The 20,169-nt window shown below is 66.2% G+C and carries 19 protein-coding genes; 15 read left to right on the forward strand and 4 right to left on the reverse strand.

Annotated features, from left to right (window positions below; genetic code table 11):
- Positions 1-22: 22 nt before the first annotated feature.
- The 4 genes from hypF to hypE are packed head-to-tail and all read left to right on the forward strand — an operon-like array spanning position 23 to position 4,710.
- Positions 23-2,272 (forward strand): carbamoyltransferase HypF, encoded by a 2,250-nt coding sequence (gene hypF, locus AAHS21_RS10025; protein ID WP_342927528.1) that lies wholly within the window; start codon positions 23-25, stop codon positions 2,270-2,272.
- Positions 2,273-2,274: 2 nt separating this feature from the next.
- Positions 2,275-2,550, forward strand: a complete 276-nt coding sequence (locus AAHS21_RS10030) for a HypC/HybG/HupF family hydrogenase formation chaperone (RefSeq protein WP_342927529.1) — start codon at positions 2,275-2,277, stop codon at positions 2,548-2,550.
- Positions 2,547-3,650 (forward strand): hydrogenase formation protein HypD, encoded by a 1,104-nt coding sequence (gene hypD, locus AAHS21_RS10035; RefSeq protein WP_342927530.1) that lies wholly within the window; start codon positions 2,547-2,549, stop codon positions 3,648-3,650. The genes AAHS21_RS10030 and hypD overlap by 4 nt, the downstream gene beginning before the upstream one ends.
- On the forward strand, positions 3,643-4,710 hold the full coding sequence (gene hypE, locus AAHS21_RS10040) for a hydrogenase expression/formation protein HypE (RefSeq protein ID WP_342927531.1): 1,068 nt from the start codon (positions 3,643-3,645) through the stop codon (positions 4,708-4,710). The genes hypD and hypE overlap by 8 nt, the downstream gene beginning before the upstream one ends.
- A 45-nt stretch (positions 4,711-4,755) precedes the next feature.
- On the opposite strand, the gene tkt is transcribed toward hypE, so the two are convergent.
- Positions 4,756-6,768: a transketolase gene (tkt, locus tag AAHS21_RS10045; RefSeq protein ID WP_342927532.1), complete on the reverse strand. Its 2,013-nt coding sequence runs from the start codon at positions 6,766-6,768 to the stop codon at positions 4,756-4,758.
- A 50-nt stretch (positions 6,769-6,818) separates the two neighbouring features.
- Positions 6,819-7,505 (reverse strand): ribulose-phosphate 3-epimerase, encoded by a 687-nt coding sequence (gene rpe, locus AAHS21_RS10050; protein ID WP_342927533.1) that lies wholly within the window; start codon positions 7,503-7,505, stop codon positions 6,819-6,821.
- Positions 7,506-7,661: 156 nt separating this feature from the next.
- Between rpe and AAHS21_RS10055 the strand changes: the two genes are divergently transcribed.
- A complete protein-coding gene (locus AAHS21_RS10055; protein ID WP_342927888.1) occupies positions 7,662-8,342 on the forward strand; it encodes a response regulator transcription factor in 681 nt (226 codons plus the stop codon).
- On the forward strand, positions 8,339-9,553 hold the full coding sequence (locus AAHS21_RS10060) for a GAF domain-containing sensor histidine kinase (protein WP_342927534.1): 1,215 nt from the start codon (positions 8,339-8,341) through the stop codon (positions 9,551-9,553). The genes AAHS21_RS10055 and AAHS21_RS10060 overlap by 4 nt, the downstream gene beginning before the upstream one ends.
- Here the strand turns inward: AAHS21_RS10060 and AAHS21_RS10065 are convergent.
- Positions 9,541-10,539 (reverse strand): class I fructose-bisphosphate aldolase, encoded by a 999-nt coding sequence (locus tag AAHS21_RS10065; protein ID WP_342927535.1) that lies wholly within the window; start codon positions 10,537-10,539, stop codon positions 9,541-9,543. The genes AAHS21_RS10060 and AAHS21_RS10065 overlap by 13 nt on opposite strands.
- A gap of 170 nt (positions 10,540-10,709) precedes the next feature.
- Here AAHS21_RS10065 and AAHS21_RS10070 point away from each other — a divergent pair, with 170 nt between their 5' ends.
- The 4 genes from AAHS21_RS10070 to AAHS21_RS10085 are packed head-to-tail and all read left to right on the forward strand — an operon-like array spanning position 10,710 to position 14,426.
- Positions 10,710-12,140, forward strand: a complete 1,431-nt coding sequence (locus tag AAHS21_RS10070) for a form I ribulose bisphosphate carboxylase large subunit (protein ID WP_342927536.1) — start codon at positions 10,710-10,712, stop codon at positions 12,138-12,140.
- Between the two features lie 20 nt (positions 12,141-12,160).
- Positions 12,161-12,586: a ribulose bisphosphate carboxylase small subunit gene (locus tag AAHS21_RS10075; RefSeq protein WP_342927537.1), complete on the forward strand. Its 426-nt coding sequence runs from the start codon at positions 12,161-12,163 to the stop codon at positions 12,584-12,586.
- On the forward strand, positions 12,583-13,527 hold the full coding sequence (cbbX, locus tag AAHS21_RS10080) for a CbbX protein (protein WP_342927538.1): 945 nt from the start codon (positions 12,583-12,585) through the stop codon (positions 13,525-13,527). Before AAHS21_RS10075 ends, cbbX begins: the two co-directional genes overlap by 4 nt.
- Positions 13,524-14,426 (forward strand): LysR family transcriptional regulator, encoded by a 903-nt coding sequence (locus tag AAHS21_RS10085; RefSeq protein WP_342927539.1) that lies wholly within the window; start codon positions 13,524-13,526, stop codon positions 14,424-14,426. Before cbbX ends, AAHS21_RS10085 begins: the two co-directional genes overlap by 4 nt.
- Positions 14,427-14,444: 18 nt before the next feature.
- Here the strand turns inward: AAHS21_RS10085 and AAHS21_RS10090 are convergent, their stop codons facing one another.
- The gene (locus AAHS21_RS10090; protein ID WP_342927540.1) at positions 14,445-15,509 is read right to left on the reverse strand and encodes an AraC family transcriptional regulator; all 1,065 of its coding nucleotides are present in this window, start codon (positions 15,507-15,509) and stop codon (positions 14,445-14,447) included.
- A gap of 253 nt (positions 15,510-15,762) precedes the next feature.
- Here AAHS21_RS10090 and AAHS21_RS10095 point away from each other — a divergent pair, with 253 nt between their 5' ends.
- The 5 genes from AAHS21_RS10095 to AAHS21_RS10115 all read left to right on the forward strand — a co-directional run bounded on the left by AAHS21_RS10095 (position 15,763) and on the right by AAHS21_RS10115 (position 20,164).
- A complete protein-coding gene (locus tag AAHS21_RS10095) occupies positions 15,763-16,329 on the forward strand; it encodes a DUF1641 domain-containing protein (RefSeq protein WP_342927541.1) in 567 nt (188 codons plus the stop codon).
- A 68-nt stretch (positions 16,330-16,397) separates the two neighbouring features.
- Positions 16,398-17,369 (forward strand): hydrogenase, encoded by a 972-nt coding sequence (locus tag AAHS21_RS10100; protein WP_342927542.1) that lies wholly within the window; start codon positions 16,398-16,400, stop codon positions 17,367-17,369.
- A gap of 64 nt (positions 17,370-17,433) precedes the next feature.
- Positions 17,434-19,041: a nickel-dependent hydrogenase large subunit gene (locus AAHS21_RS10105; protein ID WP_342927543.1), complete on the forward strand. Its 1,608-nt coding sequence runs from the start codon at positions 17,434-17,436 to the stop codon at positions 19,039-19,041.
- Positions 19,038-19,892 (forward strand): hydrogenase maturation protease, encoded by an 855-nt coding sequence (locus AAHS21_RS10110; protein ID WP_342927544.1) that lies wholly within the window; start codon positions 19,038-19,040, stop codon positions 19,890-19,892. The genes AAHS21_RS10105 and AAHS21_RS10110 overlap by 4 nt, the downstream gene beginning before the upstream one ends.
- A 5-nt stretch (positions 19,893-19,897) precedes the next feature.
- On the forward strand, positions 19,898-20,164 hold the full coding sequence (locus AAHS21_RS10115; protein WP_342927545.1) for a hypothetical protein: 267 nt from the start codon (positions 19,898-19,900) through the stop codon (positions 20,162-20,164).
- Positions 20,165-20,169: the final 5 nt, after the last annotated feature.

Raw genomic sequence — 20,169 nt, forward strand, 5'->3', positions numbered from 1 at the left:
TCAGCGTGGCGCACTAGCGAGCGTGCGATTGCGCCTCCATATTGCCGGCGTCGTTCAAGGCGTTGGATTCCGCCCCGCAGTCGCGCGCATCGCCGCACGTCACGGCCTGGCCGGGTGTGTGTACAACGATTCCGGGTCGGTGCACTGCGAGTTCGAGGGCGCACCCGATGCGGTCCAGGCTGCGGTCTCGGCGATCAGCGTCGACCGCCCGCCGATGGCCCGCATCGATTCCATCGAGGCCATTGCACTGCCTCCTAATGGCGAATCCGAGTTCCGCATCATCGGCAGCCGGGCCGTCGCTGACCGGCGCACACTGGTGCCCCCCGACATCGCCGTTTGCGCCGACTGCCTGCGCGAACTCCGCGACCCCGCCGACCGTCGTTACGGTCACCCGTTCATCACGTGCACCAACTGCGGCCCGCGCTACACGGTGATCACCGACCTGCCCTACGACCGGCCCGCGACCACCATGGCGCAGTTTCCGATGTGCGCCACCTGTTCGGTCGAGTACCGAGATCCCGCCGACCGACGGTTCCACGCGCAAACCATCGCCTGCCCGGACTGCGGACCGACCCTGTCCTGGCGTGGTCCCGGTGAGGGCCTCGAACCGCTTGCCGCCGCTGCGCAGGCGCTCGAGAACGGCCTGATCGTCGCCATCAAGGGCATCGGCGGGTTCCATCTTGCCTGCCGAGCCGACAATGCCGCGACGGTCGCAGATCTGCGGCGCCGAAAAAACAGGCCTGCCAAACCGTTTGCGGTGATGGTAGCGAATATCACTGCGGCACAACGTCTTTGTTATATCGAGGCCGCGTCGGCTGAGTTGCTGCAGTCGCCTGCGGCGCCGATAGTCTTGCTGGCCGCCCGCGACGACTCGATGCTCCCCGGGGTGGCACCTGGCCTGTCCGAAATCGGTGTGATGCTGGCCTACTCGCCGGTTCACCATCTGCTCTTCGATCGGTTGGGGCCGGTGCCGCTGGTGATGACGTCGGCCAACAACGGGGGATCCCCGATTGTCTTCCGCGATTGCGACCTGACCTGGATCGACGGGCTGGCGGATGCCGTGCTCACGCACGACCGGCCCATCCACGTGCCGTGCGAGGACTCGGTCCTCACGGTTGACGACGACGGCGCCGTGGTGCCGATCCGACGATCCCGCGGTTACGCGCCGCTTCCCGTCTCGATTCCCGCCGCGGCCGATGCCCCCGTCGTGCTGGCAACCGGTGGGGACCTCAAGACGACGTTTTGTCTGTTGTCCTGCGACGGCAACGCGCACCTGTCGTCGCACCTGGGCGACATGGCCGACCCGCGGACCCAGACATGTTTTGAGTCCGCGTTCGACCACCTGGCGTTCATGACCGACCGGCATGCCACGGTCATCGCGTGTGATCTGCATCCGTCGTATGCCACCACCAGCTGGGCACAGCGGCAGGACCGGCCGGTCGTGCGGGTGCAACATCACCACGCCCACGCGGTGTCTCTGCTGGCCGAGCACGGCCGGCTCGCCTCCCCGATGCTCGCGGTCGCATTCGACGGCACGGGCTACGGCACCGACGGCACCATCTGGGGCGGTGAACTCCTGATGGTCAGCGACCCGGCCGCCTGCACCCGGGTCGGACACCTCAAAACGTTCACACTGCCCGGCGGCGACGGGGCCGTACGCCAGCCGGCCCGCATCGCCCTGGACCTTCTGTACCGAGCCGGGATCGAGTGGGCGCCGGACCTCCCGGCGGTCGAGAGTCTCAGTGCGCAGGCGCGTTACGTCCTTGCCCAACAGCTTCCACTTGGCGCCGGATGTGTCCAGACCAGCAGCATGGGCCGCTTGTTCGACGCGGTCGCCAGCCTGCTCGGCGTGTGCCAGGAGGTGAGCTACGAGGGGCAGGCGGCCGTCGAACTCGAGCACGTCGCGCGCCGGGGCCGACCGGCACCGTTGGACTTCGAGGTGACCGAGGGTGTGTTGGACCCGACGCCGTTGATCACCGCGTTGGTGCGGGGTTTGCGAGCCGGCACGACGCCGGCCGATCTCGCCGCCGGGTTCCACGCCGCCGTCATCCGAGCCACGGCGGAGGCAGTCGGTCAGGCGGCCGCCGGCGTCGGTACCGTCGGGCTGACCGGCGGTGTGTTCGTCAACCGTCTGCTGCGCGACGGGTTGCGTAACGAACTGGCCGGCAATGGTTTCGAGGTGCTGACGCATGCGGTGTTGCCGTGCAACGACGGCGGACTCGCGTTAGGTCAGGCCGTGATCGCGGCACGGCAGCAAGAAAGGGGGGCATAGGTATGTGTCTCGGAATTCCCGGAAAGGTCATCGACACATGGGACGAAGCGGGGACGCGGATGTGCACCGTCGACTTCGGCGGCACCACCAAAACCGTGTGCCTCGCCTACCTTCCGGACATGCAGATCGGGGAGTACACCATCGTTCATGCCGGATTCGCCATCACCCGACTCGACGAGGCGTCGGCGAATGAGACGCTGCGAATGTTCCACGACCTCGGCGTGCTGGACGAGGAACTGGCCGGGGACGAAGGCCAGGGCAGAAGGGAGCCGGCATGAAATACCTCGATGAATTTCGTGATCCAGCGGCCGCGCGCACCTTGGTCGCCAACATCAAGCGGCGCGCCACCAAGACCTGGACCATCATGGAAGTCTGTGGTGGGCAAACACATTCGATCATTCGCAACGGCATTGACCAATTGTTGGACGGTGCGGTGGAATTCATTCACGGACCGGGATGCCCGGTCTGTGTCACGCCGCTGGAGATGATCGACCGTGCGCTGGAGATCGCGGCCCGCGATGACGTGATCTTCTGCTCGTTCGGCGACATGCTGCGGGTGCCGGGCAGCACTCAGGATCTGTTCGGTGTGCGTGCTCGGGGCGGTGACGTCCGAATCGTGTACTCGCCCTTGGACGCCACTCGGGTGGCGGCTGACAATCCCGACAAGCAGGTGGTGTTCTTCGGTGTCGGCTTCGAGACCACCGCGCCGGCCAACGCGATGGCAGTTGTGCACGCGCAGCGACTCGGCCTCACCAACTTCTCCATGCTGGTCTCGCATGTGCTGGTGCCCCCGGCCATGACGGCGATCTTGAGCTCGCCGACCAACCGGGTCGAGGCGTTTCTGGCGGCCGGACACGTCTGCACAGTGATGGGCACCGCCGAATACGGTCCGCTGGTCGAGGAGTTTCAGGTTCCCATCGTGGTGACCGGTTTCGAGCCGCTGGACTTGCTCGAAGGCGTACGGCAAGCTATCGACCTTCTCGAGGCGGGCACCCCACAGCTGCGCAACGCCTATCCCCGCGCGGTGACCGCCGCCGGGAACGCGGTCGCGCAACAGACCCTCGCGGATGTGTTCGTGGTGACGGATAGACAATGGCGCGGCATTGGCCTGATCCCGAAGTCCGGGTGGACGCTGTCGCCACGCTACGCGGAGTTCGACGCCGAATTGAAGTTCGGGGTCGGGCATCTGCGAGTGTCCGAATCAGCGGAATGTCGCAGCGGGGAAGTGTTGCAGGGCCTGTTGAAGCCCAACGAGTGTCCGGCGTTTGGAAAGTCATGCACACCGCGCACCCCGCTGGGCGCGACCATGGTGTCCAGCGAAGGCGCCTGCGCCGCCTACTACCAATTCCGGCGGTTGGAAGCCGCAGCCCATGCCTGAGTCGCGTGTCGCCACCGATCCGGCCGACTGGGTGTGTCCGCTGCCGCTGCGCGAGATGAAACGGATTGTGCTGGGCCACGGCGGTGGAGGTGTGCTCTCCGAGGAACTGATCGAGAATCTATTTCTGCCCGCGTTCGGCGGCACGGCCGGTGCGGCCCGTGATTCCGCACTAGTCGACATCGCTGGCGGACGGATCGCGCTGACCACCGATTCATATGTGGTGCAACCGCTTTTCTTCCCGGGTGGCAACATCGGCGACCTGGCGGTCAACGGCACCGTCAACGACTTGGCGTGCAGCGGAGCCCAACCGCTCGCGCTTACGGCCGGGTTCATCCTCGAGGAGGGGCTCGAGCTGGACGTGCTCGGCGCGGTCGCAGAAACCATGGGCAGGGCGGCCGCCGACGCCGGGGTCGGCATCGTCACCGGTGACACCAAAGTGGTTGCCAGGGGCGGTGCGGACCAGCTTTTCGTCAACACCGCCGGGGTAGGAGTCGTGCCGGCGGGTGTGCACGTCGGGCCGGAGAGGGCCCGCGTCGGCGACCACATCATCGTGTCAGGCAACCTGGGCGAACACGGCGTAGCCATCATGAGCGTGCGCGAGGGCATCGACTTCGGCACCGTCGTCACGACCGACAGCGCACCACTGCACCGACTGGTTGCGGCCATGCTCGCCACCGCCGGTGCCGGCGTGCACGCGCTACGCGACCCTACCCGTGGTGGTCTCGTTGCCGCGGTCGTCGAGATCGCCCGCGCCGCCTCGGTCGGTATCGAACTCGATCAGGCGGCAATCCCTGTCCCCGATACGGTTTCGTCGGCATGCTCGTTCCTTGGGCTGGACCCGTTACAGGTGGCCAACGAGGGAAAGATGGTGGCATTCGTCGACCCTGCGCACAGTGAGGCAGTGCTGGACGCCATGCGGTCGCGTCCCGAGGGGGTCAACGCCGCGATCATCGGCCGGGTTGTCGCCGAACATCCCGGCCTGGTGGTGGGCCGGACGCCATTTGGCACCACACAGGTCATCGAACGTCAACTGGGCGAGCAACTTCCGCGCATCTGCTAGGCCTGGGCCACCCGGGGGATCTCGACGTCGAAGATCACCCGCGAGTCATCCGGACGCCGCGGCGATGCTGCGCAGCGCGGCGTCGAAGACCGCCGCCGGGGTCAGGCCCAGATGCGCAGCCACCTCGGGACCCGGCCCGCTCTCGCCGAAGCGGTCGATGCCGATCACCGTGTCCGCCGGCCGCGCCAGTGCGCGCCAGCCATTGGTCACGCCGGCTTCGATCCACACGACCGGCAGATCGGGCAGTGTGGTGCCGTCGGCCTCCAGCGCGGCGGCGATGCGTTCGCGCCACATCACCGAGATGACGATCGCCGATATCCCGCGCTCGCTGAGCAATTCGGCGGCTTCGAGTGCCAAGGCGACCTCGGAGCCGCTGGCCGCCAGGATCACATGAGCGGTGTCGGCGGTCGGCCGCACCACCCGCATGCCGTAGTGGCGGATGTCGTCCAGCCCAGCACCGCCGAGTACCGGCAGATCCTGTCGGCTCAGCACCAAAGCCGTCGGGCCGTCGGTGTTGTCGGCCGCCAGTTGCCACGCCAACGCGGTCTCGGCAGCGTCGGCCGGGCGTAGCACGGTCAGCCCCGGAATCAGTCGAAGCGACTCCAGCTGTTCAACCGGCTGATGGGTGGGGCCGTCCTCACCGACATGCACGGAGTCGTGCGTAAACACGTACACCACAGGCAATTTCATCAATGCTGAGAGCCGCAAGGCCGGGCGCAGGTAGTCGGCGAACACCAGAAAGGTGCTGCCGAAGGGGCGCAGCCCGCCGTGCAGGGCGATGCCGTTCATCACTGCCGCCATCGCGTGCTCGCGAATACCGAAATGAATTGTGCGGCCGCTGTAGTCCTCGGGTGTGATGTCACCACCGGGGATCGCGGTGTTGGTCGAGGCGGCCAGGTCGGCGGATCCGCCGACCAACCCCGGGTAGACGGCGGCCAATGCTGTCAGTGCCGCGCCGGATGCCTTGCGAGTGGCGGACTTTCCCCCCGAGGCCAGGCCGTCGGCCAGCGACGTGAGCACCGACAGGTCCTCGGCGGCGGGAACCGTGTCGAGCGGGAAGTCCGCTGAAAGCTGCGGATGATCAACCTGCCACGACGCATGCATCTGAGCCCACCGCGCATGCGCCGCGCCGCCCCGCGCCGCCACCACGGCGGCGGTCGCGCTGACCGCGAGCGGCACGTGGAAATGCTCGTCGGGCCAGTCCAAGCGGGAGCGCATGGCATGCAGCACTTCCGATCCCAACGGGCTCCCATGTGCTTTGGAGGTGCCTTCGACGCCGGGTGCCCCAAAGCCGATGATCGTGCCCACCCGGATGAAGGTGGGCCGATCGTCTGTCCGAACCGCCTCGGTGAACGCGTGGTCGAGGGCGGCCACGTCGTTCCCGTCGGGGACGCGGAGCACTTGCCAGCCGTAGGCGCTGAACCGGCCCTCGACGTCGTCGGTGCAACTTTGGGAGGCCGATCCGTCGATGGTGACGTCGTTGTCGTCGAAGATCACGACCAGCTTGCCGAGCCGCAGGTGCCCGGCCAGTGACGCGGCCTCGTGGCTGATGCCTTCCATCAAGTCGCCGTCGCCGGCGAGCACCCAGGTGCGGTGGTCGACGACGGTGTGTCCATCGGTATTGCATCGCGCGGCCAGCATCCGTTCGGCCAACGCCATCCCGACCGCGTTGGCAAGCCCTTGTCCCAGTGGGCCCGTGGTGGTTTCGACGCCGGCGGTATGACCGTACTCGGGGTGTCCGGGAGTCAGCGAGCCCAGCTGCCGGAACCTGCGCAGTTGCTCGACCGGCATGTCGTAGCCGAACACGTGCAGCAGGGAGTAGAGCAGCATCGAGCCGTGGCCGGCGGACAGCACGAAGCGGTCGCGGTCGGGCCAGTGCGGGTCGGCGGGGTCGTGGTGCAGGTGGCGCGACCACAACGTCCAGGCGATCGCGCTGGCACCCAGCGGTAGGCCCGGATGTCCGCTGCCGGCGGCCTGCACCCCGTCAGCGGCCAGGAACCGCAACGTGTTGATGGCTAGCCGGTCCAATTCGTCTGTGCCCGGGTATGATTCGGTCACGTTGCGGGGCAGTGTGGTTGCCGGTGTGCTGGTCGTTCTGGGTGTGATGGTCACGGTGCCACCAGCCTTCCGTTGGTCTCGCGGGCGGCTGCGCGAAGTGCGTGCGCCGCCTCGGTCATGTTCGGTCCGGCGAACAGCGCCGAACCGGCGCAGAACACGTCAGCTCCGGCCGCTGCGGCAGCGGCGATGGTGCCCGGCCCGATACCGCCGTCCACCTCGAGCTCGATATCCAGTCCGCGCCGGTCGATTTCAGCTCTGGCGGCCGCGATCTTGGGTTCCATGCTGGCTAAATAGCGTTGCCCGCCGAACCCGGGGTTGACCGTCATGATCAGCAGCAGGTCGGTGACGTCGAGCACCTCGAGGACCGCGCCCAGTGGGGTAGCCGGGTTAAGGGCGACGCCGGCGCGGGCGCCAAGACCGCGGATACTCGACAGGGTGCGGTGCAGGTGCCGACACGCCTCGGCATGCACGATCACGATTTCGCAACCCGCTTCGATCACCCAGCGCGGCAGCATCGGGTCAGGATCCTCGACCATGAGGTGCGCCTCGAAACCCGTTGCGACTCGGTCGCGGCAGGCCGCGATCACGTCGGGACCGAAGGTCAGATTCGGGACGAACCGTCCGTCCATGACATCCCACTGGATCCGGTCGACACCGGCGCGTTCGATCTCTGCGACGTCGCGGCCCAGTGCGGCGAAGTCCGCCGGCAGCACGGACGCGACCAAAGTTGGTGTCACCAAAGCGATTCCTCCCTGAAACTCGTTGTCAGCACGTTAGGGGCAATGCAGGAACGCTGAATCCCCCAACGCGGGGGAATCCGGGGTGACATTCTCACCGGTGAAATCCGGCAAAAGGAGATGACGGCATCGGCATTCGGCAATTATCGTGTTCGCATGACGGCGGTTACTGCAGTGCCTATTACCGGGCCCGTTCGGGTCGTATTAGTTGACGACCATGAAATGGTTATCGAAGGCCTTAAAGCGATGCTCGCCTCTTTCCGGAACCGCGTGCGGGTCGTCGGCGAGGCGGTCGGCGCCGAAAATGCACTCAAGGTCATCGAGAGCCTGCAACCTGACATTGTGCTCTGCGATGTCAGAATGCAGGGCGCCAGCGGTCTCGACCTGTGCCGTGCCATCCGCGAACGCAATCCCGCGAGCAAGGTGATCCTGCTTTCGGTGTACGAGGACGAGCAGTACTTGTTCCAGGCCCTGCGGGTCGGGGCGTCCGGCTATCTGCTGAAGGGCATCAACAGCGACGAGCTGGTGCGGCAGCTGGAGTACGTCCAGAGCGGTTCGACCGCCATCGACGCGGGCCTGGCCGCCCGGGCCGCCGACACTGCGGCTCGGCTGCAACGTGACGAATTCTGGCCGGGCGCGCGACAGGGCCTGAGTCAGCGGGAGAGCGAAATCCTGTCGTTCGTCGTGGCCGGCCTGTCGAATCGCGGCATAGCCAGCAAACTCGTTATCGGCGATGAGACGGTCAAGAGTCACCTGCGCTCCATTTATCGCAAGCTGGGCGTCAATGACCGCACCGCGGCGGTGGCGGTCGCGCTGCGCGAAGGGATCTACCAGTGACGGGATCGGTGCGGGGCCTGGTGGACGCCGACCGCGAGGTCGCATTGCTGCTCGACATCGTGGCCGCCACCGGCAGCGGTCCGGCGATAGAGCCGGTAGCGGCAGCGGTTGCGCGACTCATCACTGCGGCCACGGCATCCGACGTGTGCTTCGTGCACGTCCTCGATGATTCCGGCGGGTCGCTGACCCTGGCCGGCGCCACGCCACCGTTCGACGAATGCGTCGGCCAGGTTCAGTTGCGGCTTGGCGAAGGAGTCTCGGGGTGGGTAGCGCAACACCGGGAACCCGTTGTCATCACCAGCCGCAAAGACGAAGACCCTCGCTATGTGCCGATCGCGGCGCTACGCGGCTCAGACTTCACCTCGATGGCTTCGGTGCCGATGGAGACGGGACCGGGCCGGCTTGTCGGCGTCCTCAATGTGCACACGGTGGCCCGCCGGGAGTTCACCGACCGCGACATCCAGCTGCTGCTGGCGATCGGGCGGTTGACCGCCGGCGCGTTCGACCAAGCGCGGGTGCACCGGCAGTTGGCCGCGAGGGAACGGGTGCACGGCAGTTTCGCCGAACAGGTGATCGCCGCGCAGGAGTCCGAACGCAGACGGTTGGCCGGTGATATTCACGACGGGATCTCTCAGCGGCTGGTGAGCCTGAGCTACCGGCTCGATGCGGCCGCCCACGCCGTCGAGACCGACGACCGCGCCGAGGCCACGGAACAGCTCGAAAAGGCCCGCGATCTCGTCGATCTCACGCTGGCGGAAGCCCGTTCGGCGATCGGCGGGCTCCGCCCACCCGTGCTGGACGACCTTGGTCTGGCCGGCGGGCTGGCCAGCCTGGTATCGACGATCCCCGAGGTAGACCTCGACCTGGAGTTGGCCGACGAACGGTTGCCCGAACATGTCGAGGTGGCCCTATACCGGATCGCGCAGGAGTGTCTGCAGAACGTCGTGAAGCACTCCCGCGCGATGACCGCCACGGTGCGCTTTGCCGTCGAGGCAGGCGTAGCCCGACTGGAGGTTGCCGACGACGGGATCGGCATCGCCGGATTCGATCCGTCCGCCCGGCCGCCGACCAGCTACGGCATGCTGTCGATGACAGAACGTTCCGAGCTGGTGGGCGGGCGGCTGGCCGTGCGCTCGACGCCCGGATCGGGTACCACAGTCACGGTGACGGTCCCGCTGGATGGCGCGGGTATCGCAGGTCAGGCCGGCTGAAGCTCGTCGCGCAGGCGCACCGCGGAGGCGTTGGCCGACACATGGCCCAATAGCGCCTGCTGCGCCGTGCTGACCCGTGTTTCATCACCGCGCCACGCCTCCAGTGCCGGTGACACCAAGGCCCTGCCGAAGGAAAAGGTCAACGGCCAGGGTGTGCGATGCGCCTGCAGCGCCGTTAGGTTGCTGGTGGCACGCGTCGGCGACTGTCCGCCGGACAGAAACGCCACACCGGCGAGGTCGGCCGGCCATGCGCGCAGCACCGAAACCGTCGCCGCGGCGACCTCTTCGGCCGTGGCCCGGGTGGGGTGGTCTTCGCCTTCGATCACCATGTTGGGTTTGAGCACGATGCCGGCCAGGTCGACGCGTAGCAGGCCCAGCTGTTGGCGCACCGCCGCGTGCACCTCGGCGGTGACTTCGGCGCACCGGGCGATGCTGTGGTCGCCGGTCATCAGCACCTCGGGTTCGACGATCGGCACTATGCCCGCTTCCTGGCACGCCGCCGCGTAGCGGGCCAGCGCGTTGGCGTTGCACGCGATGGCGCCCCAGCTGGGGGTGCTATCGGTGATGCTGAACACGGCCCGCCACTTGGCGAACGCCGCGCCCATTTCCGCATACCGGGCCAGTCGGCCGGGGAGCCCGTCCAACCCCTCGGTCACCGTTTCACCCGGCAAACCCGGGCAGGGCTTCGCGCCGGTGTCGACTTTGATGCCGGGCAGCATGCCCAGTTCGCGGACCCGTTGCGGAAACGGCCGCCCATCGCTGAAGACCTGGCCCAGGGTTTCGTCGCAGAAGATGATCCCCGAGACGCCATCCGCGAGCCCGGGCGTGCTGGCCAGGATTTCGCGGTAGTTCCGCCGGCTGTCCGAGGTCGCGGTGACGCCTGCCTGCTCGAGACGGGCCGACATCGTCGTGATGCTCTCGTCGGCGGCGAGGATGCCCTTGCCGGGCGCCGTCATGGCCTGGGCGATCTTCCTGCACGTGCTCATCAATGCTTCCTGTCTCTCGGGGTGCGCACACCGTAAGAGCAGCGCCGATAGTGCGGCGTCACCCGAACGGTGGAAAGAATGGGGGTTCGCTGGATACTTAACTAATCCCCTAAGTATCAGCCGCCTATTATCGATAGACAGGTTGATTATTCGCTGACACGATTCGAGCCATGACCGACAGATGGAACGCGGGAGTGATCCCGTACGCAGAGATGGGCTACTGGCAGCCGGATTACCAGCCGAAGGACACCGACGTCCTCTGTGCCTTCCGGATCACCCCGCAGGAGGGGGTCCCTCCGGAGGAGGCGGGCGCCGCCGTCGCCGGTGAATCGAGCACCGCGACGTGGACGGTGGTGTGGACGGACCGCCTCACCACGTTCGAGCACTACCAGGCCAAGTGCTATCGGGTCGACGCGGTGCCCGGCGTGCCCGGGCAGTGGATTGCGTGGATCGCCTACGACCTCGACCTGTTCGAGGAGGGCTCCATTGCCAACCTGACCAGTTCGATCATCGGCAATGTGTTCGGTTTCAAACCGCTCAAGGCGCTGCGCCTGGAAGACATGCGGATCCCAACCCATTACGTCAAAACCTTCCAGGGGCCCGCACACGGCATCGTGATGGAACGCGAGCACCTCGGCAAGTTCGGCCGACCGTTGCTGGGCGCCACCACCAAACCCAAGCTCGGCCTCTCCGCGCGCAACTACGGCCGCGTCGTCTACGAGGCGCTGCGCGGCGGACTGGACTTCACCAAGGACGACGAGAACATCAACTCTCAGCCATTCATGCGGTGGCGAGACCGCTTCCTGTTCTGCATGGAAGCCGTTAACCGGGCGCAGGCCGCCACCGGCGAAATCAAGGGGCACTACCTCAACGTCACCGCCGGGACGATGGAGGAGATGTACGAGCGGGCGAACTTCGCCGCCGAGCTCGGGTCGGTGATCGTGATGATCGATCTGACGATCGGTTACACCGCGATCCAATCCATGGCCAAATGGGCCCGCGACAACAGCGTCATCCTGCACCTGCACCGCGCCGGGCACGGCACCTATACGCGGCAGAAGTCGCACGGCGTCAGCTTCCGGGTGATCTCGAAGTGGATGCGGCTGGCCGGGGTCGACCACATCCACGCCGGAACGGTGGTCGGCAAACTCGAGGGTGACCCCAACACCACGGCCGGGTTCTACGACACACTGCGCCTTGACCGCGTCGAAGCCGACCCGGTCAAGGGCCTGTTCTTCGACCAGGAATGGGCATCCATGCCCGGCGTCATGCCGGTCGCTTCCGGCGGTATCCACGCCGGTCAGATGCACCAGCTCATCCACTACCTGGGCGAGGACGTGGTGCTGCAGTTCGGCGGGGGCACGATCGGACACCCGATGGGAATCGCCGCCGGTGCCGAGGCCAACCGGGTCGCATTGGAGGCCATGATCAAGGCCCGCAACGAAGGCCGCGACTACTACCAGGAAGGCCCCGACATCCTGAAGAAAGCCGCCGCACGCAACCGCGCGCTCGACACCGCGCTGGCGACCTGGGGCGACATCACCTTCAACTACGAATCCACGGACACCCCGGACGTCGTCGCGACGCCGACCCGGGTCTGAGCGAGCCAGAGGAGCCGATCATGCGAATCACCCAGGGCACCTTCTCGTACCTGCCCGATTTCACCGACGAGGAGATCACCGCCCAGATCAACTACGCCCTCGACCACGGCTGGCCGCTGTCGGTGGAGTTCACCGACGACCCGCATCCGCGCAACATCTACTGGGAGATGTGGGGGCTCCCGATGTTCGACCTCAAGGACGCGGCGGGCGTGCTGCTCGAGGTCAACGCGTGCCGGGCGGCAAACCCAAACAGCTACATCCGCCTCAACGCGTACGACGCGAGTTTGGGTCGGCAGACGACGGCGCTGTCGTTCATCGTCAACCGGCCCGCCGAGGAGCCCGGCTTCCGGCTGGACCGCGCCGAGCGGGCCAACCGACAGATCGGCTACGGCACGTTCGCCTACGCCACCGAGCGGCCAAGCGGGCAGAGGTATGAGTCGTCATGACCGCGTTCGGCTACCGGCCGGCTCTCGCCGAACCGGAACCGGAGACGCAGCCGCTGGACTCGGACGCCGTCGTCGACCTGGCGGCGGCCCGGGCCACCTCGGGTATCGATGACGTGCTGGCGGGGCTGGACCGCGAGCTGGTCGGCCTGGAGCCGGTGAAGACCCGCATCGCGGAGATCGCGGCGCTGCTGTTGGTCGACCGCATGCGGGAACGTTTCGGCGTGCGGGCGGCCCAGCCGACCCTGCACATGTGCTTCACGGGCAACCCCGGCACCGGCAAGACTACGGTGGCAACGCGGATGGCCGACCTGCTGCATCGGCTTGGCTACCTGCGCCGCGGCCATCTGGTCAGCGTCACCCGCGACGACCTGGTCGGGGAGTACGTCGGGCACACGGCACCCAAGACCAAGGACGTCATCAAGCGCGCGATGGGCGGTGTTTTGTTCATCGACGAGGCCTACTACCTCTACAAGGTCGAGAACGAGCGGGACTACGGCGGCGAAGCCATCGAGATCCTGCTACAGGTGATGGAGAACAACAGGGACGACCTGGTAGTGATCCTGGCCGGCTACGCGGACAAAATGGACCAATTTTTCTCGGCCAACCCTGGAATGCAGAGTCGCATCGCCCACCACATCACGTTCCCGGACTACACCGTCGGCGAACTCGAGGACATCGCGGGTCTGATGATCGCCGGCCTGGGCTACCGGTTCTCCGAGGAGGCCCGCGGCGTGCTGCGCAGCTACCTGCACCTTCGTCGCGACCAGCCGTGGTTCGCCAACGCGCGCAGCGTACGCAACGCGTTGGAGCGGGCCCGGCTGCGGCACGCGCGCCGGCTCCTTGCCGACGCCGACACGCCGGTCGGCCTGGCCGAGCTGACCACGATCGAGGCGGTAGATCTATTGGCCAGCCGGGTGTTCGAGACGCGGGAGACGGCATGACAACGAACGCGCGCCTGCGGGCGCTGGTTGAGGTGGCAGATACCGGGTCGGTGCGCGGGGCCGCCGAACGTCTGGTGGTCACCGAGTCGTCGATCTCCTCGGCGTTGCGCGCTCTGAGCAGTGACATCGGCATCACGCTGGTCGATCGGCACGGCCGGGGAGTGCGATTGACGCCGGCAGGTCTGCGCTATGTGGAGTACGCGCGCCGCATTCTGGGCCTACACGACGAGGCGATTCTGGCTGCGCGCGGCGAGGCGGATCCGGAGAACGGCTCGATTCGGCTGGCCGCGGTGACATCGGCGGGGGAGTTGCTGATCCCGGCGGCTCTCGCGTCGTTTCGCGCGCAACATCCGGGGGTGGTCCTGCATGTCGAGGTGGCCGCGCGCAGCGCGCTGTGGCCGATGCTGGCGCGCCACGAAGTCGACCTGGTGTTCGCGGGTCGGCCGCCCGAGGATTTGCGCAAGAAAGTCCGGGTCCGCGCGATCAGCCCGAACACGCTGATCGTGGTCGGGTGCCCGGAGTTGGCCGACGGCTTTGCGCCGGGCACCGCCACCTGGCTGCTGCGTGAGCAGGGTTCCGGCACCCGCTCGACGCTGATGACGCTGCTCGAGGAACTCGACGTCGCGCCTCCACAGCTGGTGCTCGGCTCGCACGGTGCGGTGGTGGCGGCGGCCGTTGCGGGGCTGGGCGTCGCGCTGGTGTCGCGGCAGGCGGTGCAGCGCGAGCTCGACGCAGGCACACTCGTGGAGCTGGCCGTGCCGGGCACTCCGATCAAGCGGCCCTGGCATGTCGTCAGCCAACCCACGCCACCCATGGCCACCGAGTTACTCATCGAGCACCTGGTCTCCCGTCCCGAGCTCGGCTGGCGCCAGGTGAGCGCGGTTCCTCGTGCGTCCTAGCAACGACCGGGCGGGAGATTAACGCCGCAGGGTGTCGGAGGGCGCCTCGCCCCACCGCTTGCGGTATTCCACCGCAAAACTCCCGAGATGGTTGAAGCCCCATCGTTCGGCGACGGCCGTGACGGTGATCCCGTCGGATGGCATCGCGTCCATCAGCTCCTCGTGGACTCGCTCCAGCCGGCGCTCGCGAACGTAGGTCATCGGCGTCATGTTCAGTTCGTCGCGGAAGCCTTGCTGGATCGAGCGGACACTCATATGGACCACTCTGGCGAGATCGTCCATGGTGATGCGCTCAGCGAGATGGTCGTCGATGAAGTTCATGGCGTCATGGACGACGGCCCGCCGTGAATCTGGCTGAGCCGGCTGCAAAAACTCTTCGTGGTAGTTGGACGGCTGCAGCTGCAACAGGGTGCTCATCACCAGTTCCTCGATCGCACCGATGCCCTGGCCTCGCTGGATCAGCGATCCGGGGTGGAACACTTCGCTGTGGATGAGCTGAACCGCGGTATGCCAACGCATGGCGGCCTCGCTGGCAAGGTCGAATTCGGGTTCGAATTCCAACGGCCGTGTCAGCGTTCGGCCCAGTAGCCGGGTGAGGTGGGCGGCCATGGCGCGCTGCTCGATCCGGATCAGCAACTGCGGAGAGTCGTGGTCGAACTGAATCCGCAGTGCCTCGCCCGGGCTGGTCACTACCGCGCGGATCGTGTTGGCTTCGAAGTTGCGGCCGCGGTGATCGACCATCGCACGTCCGTTCATGGGCATGTGCACACCGAAGTACTGGCCGAGCACGGGGATGTCGACCGTGGCCGCGACATGCACGTCGAGGTACAGCATGCTGACGTTGCGCAGCCGCACGCCGTGCATGGTCGCAGCAAACCCGGCGGCGTCATCCGGCCCCACGTGCAATGACAACGGCGCCAACGCTTTGCCCATCAATCGGGTGGCTTCGGCCGGGTTTTCGGTGTAGAAGATCTCGTTGTCCGCGAGGGCCGGCGGAACGCCTCGCGAACGGACCTTGCGCCGCACGGGGTTCGCCGTGCGGCGGACGTCGATATAGCCCAGACGGGTCAGCCGCGACACCATGTAGCCCCTGGTTGTAGCTGCATTGACACATCATCGAATTGTGAAGTGCTCACTAAACAATCGGTGACAATCATGCAAGTCTCCCAGCGCCTGAGCGCGCATCAACGCGCTTAACTCTTCGTAATCCTGACAGCTGCTGCGCGAAAGCGATAGGCAGAACGCGAACCGCCCGCTAGCTTGTGATCGGGGCCACAGCTCGCTGCGACCCACGCGAAGTCGGGGAACAGCCCACCCGATCCGTCCAGGAGGTGCCATGCCGGCAAACGGTCAGGTCGTCACACTTTCGCCGTACGACCAGTTGCGCGACCGGCTCGACGACCCGACCGTCGCCGCGGCGCTCAACAGCCTGCTCGACCACGCCGATCTGTTGGCGATCCTGCTGACCGGCCTCGACGGCTTTGTGCGTCGCGGCGACGAGATCAGTGAGACGTTAGCCTCGACCGTCGGCGAGCTGCGCGCGGGAGCGCGCAGCGCCTCGATGGCCGGCCTGCCTGGTTTCGACGGCGTGGCATCCGACGCAGGGTCGGTCGATCTGCCGGCGCTTGCCGCGAGCATGTCGGAACTGGCCTCGTCGCTGGTCACTGCCGCGCCGGCGCTCACCAAGATCCTGCGGTCTCCGCTCGTCGATCCGCAGGCCGTCGACGTGCTGGCGGAGGTAGGCCAGGCCCTCGTCGTGGGGAAAGCGGCCGCCACGGCGGACCCCGGGGGCCCGAAAGGGTTGTTCGGGCTGTGGCGGGTCAGCAAGGACAAAGACGTCAACCGAGGCTTGGGTTTCCTGGTACAGGTAGCGCGAGCATTCGGCAGGCGTCTCCCGCAGTAAAACCGACGTCAGCCCACGATTCGGCAATGCGGCCGCGACCTCGGCCGCCATTTCGGAAGGAGTTTCCAATGGCTTCTGTTTTATGGTTTCAAGGCGGCGCATGTAGTGGGAACACGATGTCGTTTCTTAATGCCGAAGAGCCAAATGTTGTCGACTTGATTGTCGATTTCGGCCTGGATCTTTTATGGCATCCGTCATTGGGGCTCGAACTCGGAAAGAATGCGCAGAAGGTCTTCTGGGATTGCGCCAATGGCGAGCGACCGCTGGACATATTCGTGTTCGAGGGCACGGTCATCGAGGCGCCAAACGGCACCGGCCGCATGGACATGTTCGCGGATCGCGCGATGAAGGACTGGGTCACCGACCTGGCCGCGGCCGCACAGATCGTCGTGGCGATCGGTGACTGTGCATGTTTCGGCGGCATCCCGGCCATGGAGCCCAACCCGTCGGCATCGACGGGTTTGCAATTCCACAAGCGCGACAAGGGCGGATTTCTGGGTCCGGACTTTCGATCCAAGATGGGCTTGCCCGTGATCAACATTCCCGGGTGCCCGGCCCATCCCGACTGGATCACGCAGATCCTCGTCGCGTTGGCCACCGGTCGAGCCGGCGACATCACCCTCGACGAACTGCACCGGCCCGAGACGTTCTTCAAGACGTTCACCCAGACCGGTTGCACGCGAGTGCAATTCTTTGAGTACAAGCAATCGACGACGTCGTTCGGAGAGGGCACCCGCACCGGCTGCCTGTTCTACGAGTTCGGCTGCCGCGGTCCGATGACCCACTCACCGTGCAACCGGATCCTGTGGAACCGCCAGTCGTCGAAGACACGAGCCGGTATGCCGTGCCTGGGTTGCACCGAACCGGAATTCCCGCACTTCGATCTCGCGCCAGGGACTGTGTTCAAGACGCAGAAGGTCAGCGGCATGATCCCGAGGGAAGTGCCGGAGGGATCCGATCACCTGACCTATATGGCGCACGCCGCGGCCGCCCGCATCGCCGCGCCGCAATGGTCCAAAGAAGACATGTTCGTGGTCTGACGACCGCCACACCCACAGCCCTGGCAGTGCTCCAAATCCCGGTAAGCCCTAGAGAGGATCATTTATGACTGCGCTCGACCTCTATGTCAGCCCATTGGGCCGCGTCGAGGGAGACCTCGACGTTCGCGTCACCGTCGAGGACGGCGTCGTCACGTCGGCCTGGACCGAGGCCGCGATGTTCCGTGGCTTCGAAATCATCTTGCGCGGCAAGGACCCGCAGGCCGGCCTCATCGTGTGTCCTCGCATCTGCGGCATCTGCGGCGGCAGCCACCTCTACAAATCGGCGTACGCGTTGGACACCGCGTGGCGAACGCACATGCCGCCCAACGCCACCTTGGTGCGCAATATCTGCCAGGCCTGTGAAACACTGCAGTCCATCCCGCGCTACTTCTACGCGCTGTTCGCGATCGACCTGACCAACAAGAACTACGGGAAGTCCAAGCTCTACGACGAAGCGGTGCGTCGGTTCGCCCCCTACGTCGGTACGAGTTACCAACCGGGCGTAGTGCTTTCGGCAAAACCGGTCGAGGTGTACGCGATCTTCGGTGGCCAGTGGCCGCACTCGAGCTTCATGGTGCCCGGCGGGGTGATGTGCGCGCCGACGCTGTCCGACGTCACCCGCTCGATCGCGATCCTCGAGCACTGGAAGGACAATTGGCTGGAAGCACGCTGGCTCGGGTGCACCATCGACCGCTGGTTGGAGAACAAGACCTGGGAAGACGTGCTGGCCTGGGTGGACGAGAACGAATCCCAATACAACAGCGACTGCGGCTTTTTCATCCGCTACTGCCTGGACGTCGGCCTGGACAAGTACGGCGCCGGCGTCGGCAACTACATCGCTACTGGCACCTACTTCGACCCGTCGCTGTATGAGCATCCGACCATCGAGGGGCGCAATGCCGCTCTGATCGGCCGCTCCGGTGTGTACGCGAAGGGCCAGTGGTATGAGTTCGACCAGGCCAACGTTCGCGAGGACGTCACGCACTCGTTTTACGAGGGCAGCCGCGCGCTGCATCCATTCGAGGGGGAGACCATTCCGATCGACCCCGAGCAGGGGCGCAAAGACGGCAAGTACAGCTGGGCCAAGTCACCTCGGTATGCCGTAGGCAACCTGGGCAATATCCCGCTGGAAGCCGGCCCGTTGGCCCGTCGGATGGCGGCCGGTGGTCCCAATGCCGCCGCGCACCAGGACAACGACCCGCTGTTCGTGGACATGTACAACAAGATCGGGCCCAGCGTCATGGTCCGCCAGCTCGCACGCATGCATGAGGGCCCGAAGTACTACAAGTGGACCCGCGAGTGGCTCGACCAGCTCGACCTCAAGGAAAGCTTCTACTCCAAGCCCATTGAGCACGCCGAGGGCATGGGGTTCGGCTCCACCGAAGCCGCACGCGGTGCGCTTTCAGACTGGATTGTGCTCGAGGACAACAAGATTAAGAACTATCAAGTCGTGACCCCCACTGCGTGGAACATCGGTCCGCGAGACAGTGGACAGGTGCTCGGTCCGATCGAGAGCGCGCTGGTCGGTTCGCCGATCGTGGACCCCGAGGACCCGGTGGAACTCGGCCACGTCGCGCGCAGCTTCGACTCCTGTCTGGTGTGCACCGTGCACGCCTATGACGGCAAGACGGGTAAAGAGTTGTCCCGGTTCGTGATCAACGGGATGGTGTGACGCTGACTGCGCACGACTGCGGCTTGGGACCTGCCGACGACACGGACGACCTCGCGCCCCCGGGGTGTGCGGTGTTGGTGGTCGGTTGCGGCAATCTGTTGCGCGGTGATGATGGTGTCGGACCCGTTCTGATCCGCCATCTTTGGGAACGCGGCATGCCCGAGGGTGCACGTCTGGTCGACGGGGGTACCGCGGGAATGGATGTGGCGTTCCAGATGCGCGGCGCCGAGCGGGTGGTCATCGTCGACGCAGCGGCGACGGGTTCGGCGCCGGGCACCATTTTCAAAGTGCCTGGAGCGGAGTTGGCGGACCTACCGCCACTGCAGGGCCTACATACCCATTCGTTCCGATGGGACCATGCCATCGCGTTCGCCCGCTGGGCGCTCGGCGAGGACTGCCCGACCGACATCACCGTCTATCTCGTCGAGGTGGAAGCCGTGGAGCTCGGCGCGGACCTGTCCGCGCCGGTGCAGGCGGCGATGGAGCTGGTCATCGACCGGATCGAGGCCGACCATCTGGCCGCCCTCCGGCCGGCCGTCGCGCCGGAGAGCGCCGTCGAATTCACCGCCGATGGCTATCTGCGACTGGATGCGGCTTTGGCGGCCAGTCGATTTCCCTCCGACGCGGTCGCCGCCGTGATCCGCGACGGCGACCTGTGGCTGATCCCGTTGCGTGGTCCGCGCAGCGGGGGACTGCTGTTGAAGCAACGTAACCCGGCGGGTGATCGATCGCTGCTCATCCGCGAAGTGCTCGCTGACCGCGCAATTTCGGGCATCGCTGGTGCATTCTGGGACGATGCAACCAAGTCGCTGCGCATCCCGTTGCAGGGCCGGCGGGAGCCGCCGGGGTGATTCTGATGGCTGAGCGGCCGACGGACGGGGGAGGGCCGGAACGCCCACCGACGGTGGTTCGCGCTGACAGCTCGGCCGACGAAGCCCTGGACGTGCAGACCGTCGTCGTCGAGGAATGCGGCCGCTGGTTCGTCGAGATCATCGTGGTGTTCGCCGACGGTGTGGTGCGAAAGCGAATCGACGGCCACTCCACCAAGCGCCGCGCCGAGTTATCGGCCAACCTGATCAAACGTGCCGCCGAACGCAATATCCGAGGACCGCTCAATGGGTGAACGCC

Source organism: Mycobacterium sp. 050272, assembly GCF_039023525.1.
Lineage (GTDB): Bacteria > Actinomycetota > Actinomycetes > Mycobacteriales > Mycobacteriaceae > Mycobacterium.